Origin of the sequence: Paenibacillus sp. FSL L8-0638 (assembly GCF_038593075.1) — a bacterium.
GTDB classification, from domain to species: Bacteria; Bacillota; Bacilli; order Paenibacillales; family Paenibacillaceae; genus Paenibacillus; species Paenibacillus polymyxa_D.
This window is the reverse complement of record NZ_CP151960.1, coordinates 500,104-516,643: the sequence shown is the minus strand read 5'-3', so window position 1 is coordinate 516,643 and position 16,540 is coordinate 500,104. Positions and strand designations below refer to the sequence as shown.

Annotated in this window: 16 protein-coding genes; 2 read left to right on the top strand and 14 right to left on the bottom strand. The window is 47.2% G+C overall.

All coding sequences use genetic code 11. The features are described 5' to 3' along the window. Nucleotides 1-142: 142 nt before the first annotated feature. The 3 genes from MKY35_RS02270 to MKY35_RS02260 all read right to left on the bottom strand — a co-directional run bounded on the left by MKY35_RS02270 (nt 143) and on the right by MKY35_RS02260 (nt 2,173). A complete protein-coding gene (locus tag MKY35_RS02270; protein WP_013369112.1) occupies nt 143-262 on the bottom strand; it encodes a hypothetical protein in 120 nt (39 codons plus the stop codon). A gap of 116 nt (nt 263-378) precedes the next feature. Then, nucleotides 379-1,200 (bottom strand): protein kinase, encoded by an 822-nt coding sequence (locus MKY35_RS02265; protein WP_342445465.1) that lies wholly within the window; start codon nt 1,198-1,200, stop codon nt 379-381. A gap of 151 nt (nt 1,201-1,351) precedes the next feature. Beyond that, nucleotides 1,352-2,173 (bottom strand): MerR family transcriptional regulator, encoded by an 822-nt coding sequence (locus tag MKY35_RS02260; protein ID WP_342445464.1) that lies wholly within the window; start codon nt 2,171-2,173, stop codon nt 1,352-1,354. Nucleotides 2,174-2,706: 533 nt separating this feature from the next. On the opposite strand from MKY35_RS02260, the gene MKY35_RS02255 reads away from it, so the two are divergent. Continuing rightward, a complete protein-coding gene (locus MKY35_RS02255) occupies nt 2,707-3,663 on the top strand; it encodes an L-lactate dehydrogenase (RefSeq protein WP_029514718.1) in 957 nt (318 codons plus the stop codon). A 71-nt stretch (nt 3,664-3,734) separates the two neighbouring features. On the opposite strand, the gene MKY35_RS02250 is transcribed toward MKY35_RS02255, so the two are convergent. Genes MKY35_RS02250 through MKY35_RS02230 form a run of 5 tightly spaced genes read right to left on the bottom strand, consistent with a single transcriptional unit; the run spans nt 3,735 to nt 8,257 of the window. After that, nucleotides 3,735-4,463 (bottom strand): ABC transporter permease, encoded by a 729-nt coding sequence (locus MKY35_RS02250; protein ID WP_342445463.1) that lies wholly within the window; start codon nt 4,461-4,463, stop codon nt 3,735-3,737. Next, nucleotides 4,463-5,179, bottom strand: coding sequence for an ABC transporter permease (locus tag MKY35_RS02245; RefSeq protein ID WP_342445462.1), 717 nt, complete (start codon nt 5,177-5,179; stop codon nt 4,463-4,465). The genes MKY35_RS02250 and MKY35_RS02245 overlap by 1 nt, the downstream gene beginning before the upstream one ends. Beyond that, nucleotides 5,176-6,093 carry an ATP-binding cassette domain-containing protein gene (locus MKY35_RS02240; protein ID WP_342445461.1) on the bottom strand — a complete coding sequence of 306 codons (918 nt, stop codon included), beginning with the start codon at nt 6,091-6,093 and terminating at the stop codon, nt 5,176-5,178. The genes MKY35_RS02245 and MKY35_RS02240 overlap by 4 nt, the downstream gene beginning before the upstream one ends. Before the next feature lie 59 nt (nt 6,094-6,152). Next, complete coding sequence (locus tag MKY35_RS02235; RefSeq protein WP_342445460.1) at nt 6,153-7,583, bottom strand: HAMP domain-containing sensor histidine kinase; 1,431 nt, start codon at nt 7,581-7,583, stop codon at nt 6,153-6,155. Then, nucleotides 7,583-8,257 carry a response regulator transcription factor gene (locus MKY35_RS02230; RefSeq protein WP_029514713.1) on the bottom strand — a complete coding sequence of 225 codons (675 nt, stop codon included), beginning with the start codon at nt 8,255-8,257 and terminating at the stop codon, nt 7,583-7,585. The genes MKY35_RS02235 and MKY35_RS02230 overlap by 1 nt, the downstream gene beginning before the upstream one ends. A 151-nt stretch (nt 8,258-8,408) precedes the next feature. On the opposite strand from MKY35_RS02230, the gene MKY35_RS02225 reads away from it, so the two are divergent. Next, nucleotides 8,409-10,211, top strand: coding sequence for an alpha-glycosidase (locus tag MKY35_RS02225; protein WP_342445459.1), 1,803 nt, complete (start codon nt 8,409-8,411; stop codon nt 10,209-10,211). Nucleotides 10,212-10,342: 131 nt separating this feature from the next. On the opposite strand, the gene MKY35_RS02220 is transcribed toward MKY35_RS02225, so the two are convergent. From MKY35_RS02220 to MKY35_RS02195, 6 genes are all read right to left on the bottom strand, one after another. After that, entirely contained in the window at nt 10,343-10,495 is a 153-nt protein-coding gene (locus MKY35_RS02220; RefSeq protein ID WP_176715694.1) for a hypothetical protein, read from the bottom strand. Between the two features lie 446 nt (nt 10,496-10,941). Next, nucleotides 10,942-11,784, bottom strand: a complete 843-nt coding sequence (gene manZ, locus MKY35_RS02215) for a PTS mannose transporter subunit IID (protein WP_275041127.1) — start codon at nt 11,782-11,784, stop codon at nt 10,942-10,944. Nucleotides 11,785-11,795: 11 nt separating this feature from the next. After that, a complete protein-coding gene (locus tag MKY35_RS02210) occupies nt 11,796-12,566 on the bottom strand; it encodes a PTS mannose/fructose/sorbose transporter subunit IIC (RefSeq protein ID WP_322251923.1) in 771 nt (256 codons plus the stop codon). 31 nt (nt 12,567-12,597) lie between these two features. Next, nucleotides 12,598-13,086 carry a mannose/fructose/sorbose PTS transporter subunit IIB gene (locus MKY35_RS02205; protein ID WP_013369100.1) on the bottom strand — a complete coding sequence of 163 codons (489 nt, stop codon included), beginning with the start codon at nt 13,084-13,086 and terminating at the stop codon, nt 12,598-12,600. A 2-nt stretch (nt 13,087-13,088) separates the two neighbouring features. Continuing rightward, nucleotides 13,089-13,508, bottom strand: coding sequence for a PTS sugar transporter subunit IIA (locus MKY35_RS02200; protein ID WP_013369099.1), 420 nt, complete (start codon nt 13,506-13,508; stop codon nt 13,089-13,091). Nucleotides 13,509-13,706: 198 nt separating this feature from the next. Further along, the gene (locus MKY35_RS02195; RefSeq protein ID WP_342445458.1) at nt 13,707-16,499 is read right to left on the bottom strand and encodes a sigma 54-interacting transcriptional regulator; all 2,793 of its coding nucleotides are present in this window, start codon (nt 16,497-16,499) and stop codon (nt 13,707-13,709) included. Between the last annotated feature and the right edge of the window lie 41 nt (nt 16,500-16,540).

Sequence of the window (16,540 nt, the reverse complement as noted above, 5' to 3'; positions counted from 1 at the left end):
AACAACAAGTAGTAGCGACGGAATAGAGCGTAACTAAAGCGAAGACCCTTCTCATCTCAAGGGCCTTCGCTTTATTGTTGTGCGCCCTTCGTTATGCAGGGCAACATCGGTGCATTTTACAGGAAATTGGCCAAGACCGAAATTACAGAAACAGGGTTTTAGAGATGATCACCAACAAAATAAACAGAACCAGAATCGCTCCTACAGAGGTCCATGCTCCTACGCCGCAACCCATACCGCCTACTCCGCACATATGACTCATTTACAACACTCCCTTCGCTCATTTACAGGATCATTGTATGTAGACCTGGTCAAATGCGTAAGGGGGGCATTCCCCCATTTTTGCGGCGAATGCCTGTTTAGTTTTAGGGACTAACGTTATGGGTTAACTTCAAGCAGCAACAATGCTTCCTCCAGCTCTTGCATAAACTGTCGGCTATTCTCATAACGTGGCCGGATCTGAAAAAGACGCTCCAGCATATGACGCACAGGTGAACTCAGCTTCAATTCTTCCTGCCAGCTTGCCGATGGTTGATCCGGCTGAGGCTCGTAACTGCTATACAACATAAAAAGCATGAAATGTCCGACATCGTACAAATCGCTGTAGACGGCGACATCTTGTCGCTCGGGTGCTCGCTTTTCCAGCATGGACTCGGTAAATACATCCTCCTGTCGCTCTCCCACCGCCAGAGCAAGACCAAAGTCGATCAGGTAAGGCTTCCCCTCACGGTGAATCACATTGGGAATGCGGATATCCCGATGGATATAGCCCCGTTCATGCACATACAGAACTCGCTCCATTAACTCCAAAATGTAGGCAACACATTCCTGTTCTGTAAAGGAACGCTCCTGTTCAAATATAAGCTCCTCCAGCGTCATGCCGGAGATGTATTCCATGACCACAACTATTCCGTTCGAATGTTCTACACTTTCGAGCAGCTTCGGAATATAGGGGTGTTCCATCTGCCGCATAATATGAGCCTCGCGCTGCAATAGCTGAACTGCCTTCGCCCGTTTGCTCGGTCTGGGTAATTTCACCGCCACCTCTTGTCCGCTGTGCCGATCCAGACAGAGATAGGTCAGACCATAGCTCCCCATGCCTAAAAGCGATTGAACATCATAACGTCCACTCAGTAAATCGCCAGGCTGTTTCGGGTAATCGATCCATGATTCATACGCGTTCCGCAACCAAGCAAACATACTTATATCCTTTCCTCTACATGCCGCAGCAGCATTCTTAGGCGGCTTGTTCTCGTATTCTCGTATTCTTGTATTCCGTTATTATACCATCCACGATAAAAGACCATCAGAACCGGGAAGGTCTGATGGTCTTTATCAGAAAAGATGCTAGTTATGCCTCTCTGCGTCTGCGTGGTGTCAGACCAAGCCAGGACAACAACGAACTGCGCGATTTTCGTTGTCTGCCCTGGTAGGTACGCAAATTCGTAATTAACTGCCGATCCCGTTCCTCGTCGATCTTTTCTTTCATCCAGCGTTTTTGATCCTCCAGTTGGTTAGACAAGTTGATATTCTTTTCCACCAAACGGCTGTGCTCTGCTTCCAGTTCCTCCAAACGACTCCGCATTTCCAACAAAGCGTTTTGCACCATGTCCTGCATCTGCGCCAGTTCTTGTGGCTCTACGGACTCCTGTGTTTGTACAGATACAGGCGCTTGCTTCAATCTATACTCAATAGTTGATGCCAAAGTCTGGGACTCTTCCTGCAACTGTAGCTGCATGGGTTCTTCTGACAGTGTCTGAGCATTCATTTCATCCTGTAACTCTGTCAGTTCAACCGTAGCAGCGACTTGAGCCTGCATGACCGTCTCTTCCCTGCCTTCAGCCGCCGCCATTATTTCTTCCCAGGTTGCGGTCAGTGACTCAGCATCCGAGATGGGTGGCAAGCGGAATTCCTCATCCTCCATTGGAAAGGGAGCGGTCACTCTCTCAAGCACCACCTGAACCGCCTGCTCCATCGTCATATGCTGCTCACGCAAGGCCCTCCGCATCACCTTCAAGCACTCAACATCCTCAGCACTGAACATTCTTGATTGATTCGCGGAACGCTGAAACACATACCCTTGCTCCTCCAGCGCCGCTGCATATTTACGAAGGGTACTCGCCCCGATTCCCAACTGTTTTGCTGCTTCCGTCGTCGATTTGCTTTCTTCCATTAATCATTACCTCCCCGGATGGTATGGAAAGAAATAAGCTTGTATATGTAGAATTCGCGAAATCCATTGGAAACCCTTTGGCAAAAATGTTCTAATATTGCAGACTGCTAAGAACCTTTGTCATAACGGAATCTTTGTAGAAATACAAGAAACGACATTGCAGAGAATACTTCGTTCTATGTACACTAAAGACTCTTTAAAGAGCGTCACATAAATGTCACACTTTTATAATTCCTATGGCACTATTCCTTCCATCAACATAGTTCATGTTAAAATTTATACAGCGGTCACCTTAAATATAAATTGAAATTCACTCTCCTACCTTCCAGTAAAAGTATTGATAATTTACGCTCATTCTACAATTAATCGCAGAAAGACACCTCTTTCACAGTTCATTTTTAATTTTCCGGAATGGAGACAAAAAAATGGATATTTTCAAAAGATCAGCAATATGTTATGTTATGTAACGTAAAATGGATTTCAGGCATAATTTGTAGCATATTAACGTTCGCTGGAACGAGGAGGCAACATAGATGAAGGGGAAGGCAAGGAAAGTAGCTATTGTCGGCGCGGGAATGGTCGGTTCGAGCTGTGCCTACTCAATGGTTAATCAGTCCATTTGTGATGAGATCATGATGATTGACCGCACGTATGATCGGGCTTTGGCCCATGCACTGGATCTGTCCCATTGTATGGAGTTTACGTCCACACGTACTAAGGTACGTGCAGGCACGTATGCAGACTGCACGGATATGGACGTGGTGATTATAACGGCTGGAGCCAACCCTAGACCAGGTCAAGACCGCCTGTCTGTACTGGACGACGCAGTACTTATCACCAGAGAGATTGTAACAGCGATTATGGAGGGTGGCTTCGACGGTATATTCGTCATTGCCGCTAATCCTGTCGACATTGTAACGTATATGGTACAAAGTATATCCGGTCTGCCGCGCAACAAGGTGATCGGCACGGGCACCTCAATCGACTCGTCCCGGCTCAAGACGTTGCTTTCTGAGGTATTTTCCATAGATCCACGCAGCGTACAAGGATATGCTCTTGGCGAGCATGGCGAATCCCAATTCGTTGCCTGGTCACACGTAACGATTGGCGGTAAGCCGCTTTTACACATTTTACGGCAGCACAAGGAACGATTCAGCCACGTCGATCTGGACGACATTGCCCGTAAAACCAGGGATGCAGGCTGGGAAATCTTCACCCGCAAAGGCGCCACTTATTTTGGTATTGCCAATGCTCTGGCATACATTACCCGTTCCATTTTAAATGATGATGGTAAAATTATAGCGGTCTCTGCTGTATTGGACGGCGAGTACGGGCACACCGATGTCTGCACGGGCGTTCCAGCGATTATCGGCAGCGGAGGAATTCAAGAGGTCATCGAGTTGGAACTAAGTCCAGAGGAACAAGCGAAGTTCGACGCCTCTTGCCACTTTATCAGCAATAATATCCGTGCCATTTCAGACTTAGTGTAAACCAATAGCATAGAAAAAAACTCCTTACCCTCATTGAGGATAAGGAGTTTTTGCAATCCCCGTATTTCGCCCTATATCTCTTTATAACGAAATACCGTCAGTCCCGCCAACGTAAATACGACAAAGCTGCCCATTATAACCGTCAATAGTGTATCAGTTGGCACCATGAACGCCCCAAAGTTATCTCTTCCACTCGGCATCATCGCCAATAAAGGCTGTGTCCATGGATAGTACGGACCGTAGGTTTGAGAATTGGCGACCAGAATATTCGGCACGGTGAACACAAAATTCAACGCAAGCGGTGCGGCAAAGCTGGACCACAAGAAGGATACCATCAACTGCAACGCAGCCAGCGGCAGGCAGGCTACCCAGCCTGCGAGCAGACTTTGAGCGATCACAGCCCAAGGAATCGGTCCGTTCATCCCCTGCACAGCTCCAACACTCAGCAACGCTCCTCCGAACAGTAGTTGGGTCAATCCGACCAAGGCCATAATGATAGTCAGCTTAGCTGCGTACAGACTGGTGCGGGACAATGGCAATGACATCAGCTGCTTCCAGCCGCCGCCCCCATGCTCGAAACGGCAGACTAGAGACCCAAACACGGCCGTCAGCATCGGCAGGAACAGCATGGCATGTATTGTAAGCATGGCAGCCAACAGCAACAGCCAGTTTCCTCCCGGATTCGCCAGTAAACCAACTAGGACGGCAATCGCCGGGCTGACGAGCGCAAGCAGCCAGACGGGCGATTTCGCCATTTTCAGGCGTTCGACAGAAAGTAACCGTACGTATCCTCCGAACATTACGCCACATCCTTTCGGCTAAAATGAGCTGCGGTCAGCAGGCTGAGAATTATACCCGTTCCGCACCCGACGGACGCAAACATCCACGCTTGAGGTGCAACCCAGGCGAATTGAGGCCAGGCCAATGGAAACCATTCGGACAGCTGTGAAGCAAACAAGCTGCCGATGCCTAACGTAATGCCCAGTGTTACAGGCAGCGCCTGATTATGGAACGTGACCGTTAACCACAACAATAGTACAAGCATAGGCAGCGTGCCGCCCAAGGGCCAAAACCCGAGTCGTAGCAGTTCTCCTACGGGTGCAGGTTCTCCCCCGAAGCCAAGGATCATTCCCAACACCCAAGTCCCTACCGTCAGGAGTAGACAGGACACACACAGCATCCCAATCGCCAACGTCAGCTTGGCCATATAGACGCTGAATTTGGAAATCGGCAAGGCCAGCAACTGCTTCCATGAGTTAGATGTATGCTCCACATTCGCCAACATGGAAGCCACCATAGTAGCTCCTAGCACCAGCGCAAGGGGTACAAAAAGAGCGATGTTATCCATCAAAACTTCCCACAGATGACCCTTGTTACGCGGAATCAGATAGTCATATCGAAGTCCGAAGTTGAGCGCCTGCATGGCCACCAGCCCAAGGGGACCGAGGAACACCAAGAACCAGATTCCCTTTCTGCGTGCTTTGAGCAGATCCGCTGTCAGCGCTCGCAGCATCATAGGGAGCCCCCTCCTTTGCCCACCACCTGCATGAACATATCCTCCAGCGATTTGCGGCGTTCCTCCACACGGTATACGGCATGCGTATTTTCGACCAATCTTCTGACCAGCAGCGCAACAGCCGCATCATTCATGTTCTCGAACTCCAGCGCCGATCCGTCCTTCACCGAATGGTAGCCCTGCTCACGCGCAATCAATTGGGCTGCTTCCGGTTCCGACACGACGATCCGAATTCCGCCCGCGGATTCCTGACGGAGATTATGAATCGTGTTTTGGAAGACCAGCTCTCCTTCACGAATAATACCTACGGTATTCGCCATATGCTCTACCTCGCTCAACAGATGGCTGGATACCAGTACGGTGATCCCCCGTTGCTTGGGCATCGCCTGAATCAATGTGCGCATTTCCTGAATACCCTCCGGGTCCAAACCATTCGTAGGCTCATCCAAAATGAGCACTTCTGGATTCCCAAGCAGGGCTGCTGCAATACCAAGTCTCTGCTTCATACCCAGCGAGTAGCCTTTGACTGGACGTTTGGCATGCTTGGTCAGTCGGACGACCTCTAACACTTCCGCAATGTTTTGCTTGGGTACATTCAAAATACGGCGAATGGCCTCCAGATTTTCAATGGCGTTCAAATGACCATAATACGAAGGATACTCCACCAACGAGCCGACTTTACGCAAAATATCAAGCTTATGTCTGCGAATATCTTTGCCGAATATACGGATCGTTCCTCGAGTTGGGCGAATAAGTCCAAGCAGCATGCGGATCGTTGTCGTTTTCCCTGCTCCATTTGGACCCAGAAATCCGTAAATATCTCCCCGAGCTATTTTCAGGTCCAGTTGATTAACCGCCGCGCGGCCTTTGTATATTTTGCTGAGACTGTTCGTTTCAATAATGTATTCGTTCAAGTTCCTCACCTCGACACCTATCGTAACGTGCCAAGTTTAAAGCCAAGGGAACTCTGAGTTTAAGTTTTGTTTAAAAAACGGATTCGGGTCCCGGCTGATGAACTGAAAATCTCCCTCTCCAAATTCATTTCGCGAGCCAGCAGTTCTGTAATCGCCAACCCAATCCCGGCTCCTTTTTCACTGGAGTGTTGCTCCATACCAGGCCCTTTATCTGTGATAACCAATGCCTCTGACCCATTATCCTTCTGGACTTGAACACCAATATATCGGCCTGAGGCAGCATGGCGAACTACATTTTGAAAGAGATTGTCCAGCAGACGACGGAAGCCTTGCTCATCGACATTCCACACCATACTATGCTCAGGCAGGTCGATATCCACTTCAAAGCCCTCCTTCTCCCACACCGGATACCAGCTGGCTACACACTCCCGCACTAGCCGCAGGATATCACGCGGTGTGTTATTCATGGTGTATTTGCCACTGGATAGGAGATTATAGGTCAGCAAGTTGTCGATCAGACTCCCAAGGTCCTTTAGCTTGTTTTCCATTAGTGTAATCGACTGTTTCCCTCTGCTGCTGAGATTTTCACCATCTAGTGTATACAGATGGCTACGCACGACCGTAAGCGGCGTCCGAATATCGTGTGACAGATCCGCGACCAGTCTCTTCCGTAGCTCTTCCTCCTGACGCTCACGTCCCCGACTCTCTGCCAACTGCTCGACCATCTGATTAAATGCTTCTTCCAGCTTGCCGATTTCATCCGGGCGTCCAGTGGCAACAAGAATAGGCAAGCCGTCCTCTCCTCGCTGCGACATGGCGGCCTGAAGCTGCAACAGTCTACGCCGAATGTCTCCAAAAAACAGAAGAGATACGGATATGAAAGCACCCAAAATCAATACAATAAAAAAGAAATAGTACATCAACATACTACTATCAGTAGGTGGCTGTTCAAAGAACGAACGAGGCACTTTTAATACCATATAGCCCTGATTTACATCATTCTTGCCCCCGCCAATAAAGGCTACTACCGTAAACGGCCCCTCATAGCTTGCTTGCTTCATAAAAGCTATAGCCTGCGCAGCGTTCCATTGTTTTGGCAGGTTAGGTTGGGTCGGTAACTCCAACCTAGTTAACCCTGCGGTATCCACCCAAAATATTTGGGATTTAGGGAACATATCTTGTTGTATTTTGCGCAGATGGACTGAGATTTGCTCTGGTGTGGCTCCCTTCAAGGCTACAGCTTCGCGATGCCAGCTATTTTCGGTATGGGTAGCAGAGGGATAGTAAGCGTTTTTAGGCTTGGACCCCGCCCCCCAATTGAATAACACGCTATATATCAAGGCTGTAGCAGGCAACACAATGGGCAACAGCATCATAGCAACCACAATGATGACCAGATAACGGAACAACAGTGAACTGCGAAACCGACCTCCCTGATCCGGCCTAGAGCTGGGATGCAGCCTCCTCCAACCCTTGCGCGTCCTGTTCATTATGCTTTCACTCGATATCCTACACCACGGATCGTCTCAATGATGCGAGGTGTCGCAGGATCAATCTCCAGCTTTTCGCGCAGGTGTCGGATGTGAACCATTAAAGTTTTGTCTCCGTCGATATATGGATCTCCCCATACCGCTTCATACATTTGCTCTTTCGTCATAATCTGGCCCAAATGCCGCAGTAAATAAGCAAAAATGTGATATTGCTTGCCTGTCAGTGTAATTTCCTCCCCGGTATCACGGTTCACAATACGGTTATCAGGAGAGAACACAGAGAGATGCCCCAGTTGTAAGGATTCTTCAGGCACGGTTCCTGATCGGCGCAGCAAAATCTCCATACGTGCTATGAGCTCGTCCGGGTGAAAGGGCTTGGTTACATAATCGTCGGCGAAATCCAGTCCTTGCAGTTTATCGTCAATGGAGGTACGAGCAGACAACATGAGAATGGGAAGCTCCGGGTACTCTTTCTTGAGCCGTTTCCCTATGGTGAATCCATCCAGACCAGGTAACATCACATCCAAAATCACGAGTTGGCACGTACGGGCTGCCTCCACAGCCCCATCCCCGCTGCGAAGCCATACTACAGCGTAATTCCGCTCTTCCAAATACTGATGCGTCCAAGCACCGATATCCTGGTCATCTTCGATATATAACACATTTGTTTTCATCATGGGCACCTACTTATCGTTTTTCTTTTATGTAATGGGCATTATAGCATTTATGGTACATAACCCACTTAAAAAGGTTAATAACTATCTTATACGACATACGCTTCACATTTTCAAATTTGAATGCTTATAAAAAAAGGAGGCCTACCCGATGCTGCTGGAAGCTATATACCATCACCCGAAACGCAATTGGGCTTTTGGTTATAATGATGAAACGATATTTCTACGGCTACGTGCGAAGAAAAATGACCTGAACACCGTTCATGCTCTCACCGGAGATAAATACGATTGGGACCGCACCCGACAGCTTGTCCCGATGTCCAAATTCGCTACTGATGGCAGGTTTGATTACTATGAGTGCAGTATAAAACCTACTCACCGTCGGCTGAAATATGGATTTTTGCTAGAAGACGGTGAGGAACGTATTTGGATGAACGAGGACGACTTTACTACCCAAGAACCCGAAAATGCAGATAAACTGTTCCAATATCCGTTTTTGAACCCGATTGATATTCTGAAGCCACCTGCATGGGTGAAGGATGCGGTATTTTATCAGATTTTCCCCGAACGCTTTGCGAACGGTGACCCCTCCATCAGCCCAGAAGGTGCAGAGACATGGGGTGGAACCCCACAAAGAGACAATTTTTTCGGTGGCGATCTACAGGGGATTCTGGATCACCTGGACCACTTAAACGAGCTGGGGATTAACGCCATATATATGACTCCTGTGTTCAAGGCGACGACCAATCATAAATATGATACAGAGGATTATATGGAGGTGGACCCACATTTCGGGGACAAAAAGACATTGAAAAAACTGGTCGATGCCTGCCACGATCGAGGAATTCGGGTGCTGCTTGATGCGGTGTTCAACCATTCAGGGCGTACTTTTAAACCGTTCGTCGACGTCCAGGAAAAAGGCGAAGCCTCGCCTTACAAGGACTGGTTCCATGTACATAGCTTTCCCCTGAAAGTAATGGATGGCATACCGACGTACGATACATTCGGGCTGGAACCGATGATGCCCAAGCTGAACACCGAACATCCTGAGGTGAAAAGGTACCTGCTGGATGTAGCAAAGCATTGGATCGAAGAAATCGGCATCGATGGTTGGCGGTTGGATGTGGCAGACGAGGTGGACCACGCCTTTTGGCGGGAATTCCGCATTACGGTCAAGCAGGCCAATCCGGATGCGTACATTTTGGGTGAAATGTGGAATGAATCGTCTGAATGGCTTCAGGGGGACCAATTCGATGCAACGATGAATTATCCGTTCACCTACGCCGTGAATGATTTCTTCGTCAAAAAAGCGACCGATGCCCAAAGCTTTGCCTACGCCATCGGACGACAGCTGGCCCGCTATCCACAGCAAGCATCCGAGGTTGCTTTCAATCTGCTGGATAGCCATGATACACCGCGCCTACTGACGCTGTGCGGGGGCGACAAGCGACTGATGCGGCTGGCTGCTTTGTTCCAGTTCACGTATATGGGCGCACCCTGCATTTTTTACGGCGATGAGATCGGCCTGGATGGAGATGCCGATCCAGGCTGCCGCCAGTGCATGGAGTGGGATGCCGATAAGCAGGACCACGAGCTGTTCGACTTTTACCGCGAGCTGATTGCGCTTCGTAAGGGGCACCCGGTCCTCCGTGACCAAGGAAGCATCACTTTCCTGGAGGCACAGCCGGAGGGTGCCTCACTTGCCTACGAGCGCCGCAGCGGGGAAGAAGTGCTGCTCGTGCTGCTCAATCGTTCCGATGAGGATCACGTTTTTGAATTGGACATTCCTGAGCAGGAATGGCAATTAGCCTTTGGCGAAAGCCAGTGGTCCGTAGGACCGAAGGGACTGCATGCCGAGCTTCCTCCTTACGGATATGCTGTGCTGAAGGCAACGCCTGTGCGATCAATCAACTCTGCAAAAGAAGTCGACAACAAGACGCAAAGCAAGGCATAGGCTATGTAGACGCGGATGCTGATGAAAGTACCTGCCGAATACGGCAAAAAAAGCGAAACCACCAGGAACAAGATAGTTAACTTGTTCCTGGTGGTATTTTTACGTTAAATATGAGCTTCTATCCAAGTCCATTATTTGTTTTTAACATCTGTTCTTACTACCCCAACGTCTGAAGCATTGATAGAAATGGGGTTGCCGCCTTGCCCTGTTTGAGCTGAAGAAGATTGTCTAACGTCCACCCTAATTCTTTTGCCCTTAAAGCCAGTTCGTCTCCTTTTTCCCAATGCAGTGGCCTCCTTAAGTCTTCATGGCTTCATAAACCTCTCAATATGACCTAACTGTGGAGAGATATGCTATATGCATATGCCGCTGAAGAAAACAGGTCTCGGCGAATATCAGATCATAGAGAAAAGAGGCTATTAGTACCCGAGCTGGCAAGCTCCTCCAAGAAATTGCAACGAACATACTAACAGCAAAAGAGCGGAACCTGCTTTTACAGGCTCAATGTGGCTTTAAAACCATCATTGAGCCTGTAGTGATTAATGATATAGAATCATTGCTTATATCAGCTATCAACAAGCCAGCAGCCTTTCATGACTATCGTTGAACGCTAGCAGATTCGCTTGTAGATGATTGAAATTTTAATCCGTAAAATTTAAAGCGTTTACAAGTTAAGCGGCAGGTTGCCGGTCAGAGACGGCTGCTTGACCGGATCACTTTACAAATTGGCTTAAGCCAATACACCAAGAGCGTATCCAATAATTCCTATTGCGAATAAAGCAAAAATCAGAGCTATAGCATTCACTTTCTTTTTGAGCAGTCTCATGCATAAAAAAGTCAGCAAGAGAGGTAACAGACCAGGTATCAATTGATCCAGAATCATCTGTATCGTCGTAACAACCTCTACTCCATCCGAACGGGTATATCGGGATACTTCGAGTGGTATATTCAGAGTAGTCCATTTGGATACGAGGGCGCCCATAACAAATAGTCCCAGGATGGAGGCCGATTCCGTAAGCTTTTGCAGTCGGTTTCCGGACATGTCGGACACAATCTCCGTCCCTTTTTTGTAGCCGTATTTCAGTCCGTACCACTTAGTGGCCAGGCGAATAACATTAAAAAGCAAGAAAAATAGGACAGGCCCGATAACGCTTCCGGACAACGCAATGGAAGCTCCTAATGCAGCCAGAACGGGGCGTAATGTTCCCCAGAAAATAGGGTCTCCTACTCCAGCCAAAGGTCCCATTAAGCCAACTTTCACACCACTTATGGTAGCATTATCAATCGGCTGGCCATTGGCTTTCTGCTCCTCCATAGCGGCCGTTACCCCCATAATCGGTGCAGAGATAAACGGTTGAGTATTAAAAAACTCCAAATGCCGCTTTAGTGCTTCTTTTTGGTCTTCCTTCTTGCTGTATAACCGCTTGATTGCCGGAATCAAGGTGACACAAAAACCAATCGACTGCATACGCTCAAAGTTAAACGAGCCCAGCAGGAACCATGAACGGAAAAACATTTTGTTTAAATCGCTTTTGGTCAACTTTTTTTCTTCCATAGTACCCCACTCTTTCATTAAGAATTTCTTTAGAGCTCTTCAATTTCACCCACTTGATCTTTGCGCTGGCTATATTTGGGATTGAGCTGGATATACAGCAGAGCCAGAACCGCCCCCATGATTCCAAAGCCAACCAGATTGATGCTTGTAAATGCCGCGATGACAAAGCCCAAGAAAAAGAAAGGCATCAGATATTTGGCTGCCATCATGTTAATAACCATGGCATACCCTACAACGACGATGAATCCCCCAGCAATTTGCAGCCCTTTTGTAATGACCTCCGGGATCGCGTCCAGCAAAGTCGTAACCAGACCGGTTTCTGCTGCAATAGCCACCAATACGGCAGGCAAAGCGACGCGTAATCCCTGAAGAAGGAGGGCTATGAAGTGACATAATTCAATTCCTTTGAAATTTGAAGATTCGGCATATTTATCTGCCAGATGCTGAAAGAACACGGTAATCGTTCTAACAAAGATAGTTAACACTTGTCCGCCAGCCGCAATCGGAATCGCAACGGCAATTCCCGCACCGATCGATTGGTGCCCGACAATAACCAATATGGTTGAGACTACACTGGCCAAAGCCGCATCCGGAGCCATGGACGCTCCGACATTCATCCAGCCCAAAGCCAACAATTCCAGCGTACCGCCTAGAATAATACCGGTTTTGAGATCTCCCAGGACCAGACCGATCAGTGTACACGCAATTATAGGACGATGAGTCTGTCCTTCATCCAAAACACTGCCCATTCCGCAAATGGCTGCAACCAGCGTGACCATTACGATTTCAAAAACACTCATGTTTGACCCCCTCTCTTATGCGTACGTGTTGTTAAAACTGGACATTTTGGAGCTTGTTAATCAAATTAATTTTAGGATCACTGGCCACTTTTCTAATCTCCAGTTCTATCCCCTTTTCGTGCAATTTATAAAATGCCTCTACATCCTGCTTGTCTACGGACACTGCTCCGGTAATTTGTGTTTTGCCTTCTTTGAAGCACATTCCACCTACATTTACCGATGTAAACGGTACCCCACCTTCTACAACCCGCAGTACATCCGTGGGATTGGTAAACAGGAACAAGGTCTTGAAATCGTTATATTTAGGATTGTTGTAAGCTTCAATCGCTTTCGCAATCGTGACAACATAAGCTTTAATCCCTGGCGGCGCCACCTGTAACAATAAGGTTTTGCGCAGCGTATCCGCAGCGACCTCATTGCTGACGGCGATAATTTTGTTACACTTCGTTTCCTTCACCCACACCGTAGCCACCTGACCATGAATCAGACGGTCATCAATACGAACAAATGATATTTCCATACCTATAATTCCTCCTCTGTTTGTATGTCCCGGATGACACGAAAAGACTTCATTGAATCCTGACCCGCACGGATGGCCAGATCACTTAGATTCTCCACGTTCTCCAGCCCTCTATTGGTCAGCAGGTCTACGATCATTGGCAGGTTTACACCTGTTACAATGTCCATTTTTTCATACCGGGCCACAATCCTACTGGCCGCATTATAGGGACTGCCACCAAACAAATCGACGAGAAAAATCAATCCGTCCGTCCAATCAATTGTTTCCAAGGCCGCTTTGTACTTCTCAACAAGTCCGTTAACACTTTCACCTGGTTCAAACGTTACACCCACCACATTTTCCAGATGGCCGAAAATCATTTCCGTGGATCTTAGGATCTCTTCGGAGAATTTTCCATGAGTGCCAACAATAACACCTATCATTTGTTTCACCCCCTCCTTGCATCCTTCGCCTATACTTATATGCAAGTTTCATGCCAAGATTCTGTATAATGCGATTAACCATCAAAAAAAGACCAAACCCTCGACTGCTCCGGGAATTTGGTCTTTTCTCATCACCTGCTTATTATCCTTATCCGCATGATTAATACACATCCAGCATCGTTTTATACACTTGCGCCACTACTTGGGGATACAGTTATATACTTCGCTTAGGATTTCGCAAATATAATATTTTTCATCATTAGTCAGCTTAATGTTAATACTGGAGGCAAATATATTGCAGGAACGGTTCACCACATCGATTAATCGTTGGTCAAGCAAGGATACATCCTCCTGATACACTAGCCCTTCTCCAATGACCATTCGTTCCAGCGCATGAGCCGTATGAACAGCAAGCTGAACCTTCTTTGCATAATGGAAATCAGCCTCCAGTTCCTGTTCCAGCTGCTCGATAAATTTCATCAAAATCCCCAAAATTTTGTGAGGATTCAAATAAGTCATAAACTCCTTTAGCGTATCCTCACATAGATCTCTTACGATCACGCTTCCGTGTTCATGCATAACAGGCAACTGATTGTTGAGCAACAATTCTCTTAATGCCTGTTCCCCGCTTGCCTCGATCAGTTTTTCCAAAGGGATAAACGGTACATTGAGTTCGCTTGGCCGCTTAACCCCAATCACCGCAAGAAGCGTATGCTTGGCCCGTAAATCCTTCACCACTTTATCCAATTCCCTGACCTTTGCCGGTACAACAACTATTTTCTCTTCGGTTAAGTCATAAACAACCTTCTCTACAAACTCCTTTAGCTTGGCGGCGGCACCTTTGCCGGAGGAACAGACCGTCACGATTACCTTATTACTGGTCTTTTCCGCTTTCACTCCGGCATTTCCAGTGTTATATCCACGAAAATCCTTCAAAGATTGATAAATTTCCTCTATATTCATATCAAAAATACTGGCCTTTCGCACAGCCTCCAACACAAGCGGGGTTGAAACCATATCGATAGTCTTCACCTTAATCCCGACACGTTCCATAATGGTTGCTTCAAGATTGAGCAAGGAGCCCATATCAACCAGCAGCAATACGCCTCTGCCATTGTCAATGTCCTTCACTTTTTCCACAATAACTTCCAGGATTTCTCTGGGGCTAACATCCAAAGGCATGTCTACTGCGCAAATATTTGAGCTCCCCAGCAGGCTGTCGACAACGCTAACGACACTGCTTGCCGTACTGTTGCCATGTGCAGCTACGATGATTCCCACATTTCCCTGGTGCTCCTCTTCTACCGATTTCAGAAGAATCGCCACATAGGTAGTCTCGGCATCGGGTACGCTGACTTCAAACTTGGACTCGATCAAATCCTTGATAATGAGTGCCAGTCTGTATTCTTCATCCTGATCATTCATCGGTTCATAGATTTGTTTACTGACATATTTTTTCTCCCGGATTCGCTTTAAAAAAGCACTTAAATGAAGACTGAAGGCATAAACAAACCTGTCGCTGTAATTTCTGTTCAATTCTTTTTGAGCCATCTCTTGCACCTGTTCAGCGAACTCTAGGATATTTCTGCCTACGATCTTAAGGATCCGTTCCCTTCCCCCTTTGATGTTATAAAATCGGTTATAGAAGCTTTTGATGTGAATATTGACATCTGTAGTAATAAACTTATTGATAAAACTGTCGTCGAGTCCTTCTTCTTTGAGCATCCCTATCTTGTCTTCAATCAATTTGTACAAGTTGAACGGCAGTTCAAAAGCGTCTACTTCATCCATTCCTTTGCTGCCTTCAGGAGTAATATACAGCGAGGAGTTGACCATCTCCATTTCGGCAATCTCCTTGCGGTTCTTCCCCATATTAAATAGACCTTCCTTGATATTTCCGGGCAAAATTTTAAAATCAAGTTCAATCTCTTCCTTATTTTCATGTATGCTGTTCAAAAATCCTTTGGCACACACAAGCTGAATGTTCGATTTCAACTGACCGATATTTCCATAGGTTACGCTGCCAATCAGTGCTTTTACAGTTTCCAATTCAACCCTAATAGGCTTGTTCACACGATGGGCTTCGTTTGCAAAGAGATGCTTCAGGATCAAAAACCTCTCTTCAACAGATCGCTCTTGCAAGGAAGGAATGTTGATCGTAATCGGTATCCGTCTGATAAAGGTTTTCAGCATGGAAGAACCGGGATCTTCGGTCGTAGCGCCGATGAGCAGCACATTCGCTTCCCGCTTGCGCTCCGACTCGCCCAATTTGTTGTAACTGTTCGTGTCCATAAAATAAAATATCATTTCTTGGCCTTCTGGGGGCAGCCGATGAATCTCATCCAAAAACAGAATGCCCCCATCCGCTTTCTCGACCAGCCCCTCTTTCTCCCGATCAGCCCCGGTAAATGCTCCTTTTACATGACCAAAAATGTGGGAAAGTAGCAGCTGAGGGTTATTGTAATAATCAGCGCAGTTGAATACGATAAACGGTGCTTGCTCTGAAAAGCGCTTCATATATTTCCCATAATTATACATCAACCTAGCGAACATTGTTTTCCCAACGCCAGTCTGTCCCACAATCAGCGTATGTAGGCCCTTCGGCGGGTATAATATTGCCGCTTTTCCCTGCTCAACCTGGTTCCTCATACTCCCCATGAAACCAATTAAGGCGTGAAACGGATCCACTTGCTCTCCAGGCAGCAATATTTCATGAATACTGCTGACTTGGATTTGTTTCTCTTTAAGCTGAACCCGAAAAGTCTCCTCGATCACCTGCTTGTGCAAAAACTTGACGGGTCTCCCCTTGATTTTAATAATCAAGTCGGCGCGAAGTAGGCTATTCAGCTCCTTGCTTACATTATTTCTTAACATATTCTGTTGATCGGCTATTTCCGCAGCCGTAATTCCACCGCCGTCCTGCAAGGCCTCTACCGACAGTTTCTTTGTCCCATTGGCAATATACTCTAAGATCTCATCAATTCGTTTCACGGTATTCCCCCATGCTGACTAGTTCTTATTTAATTAGTATA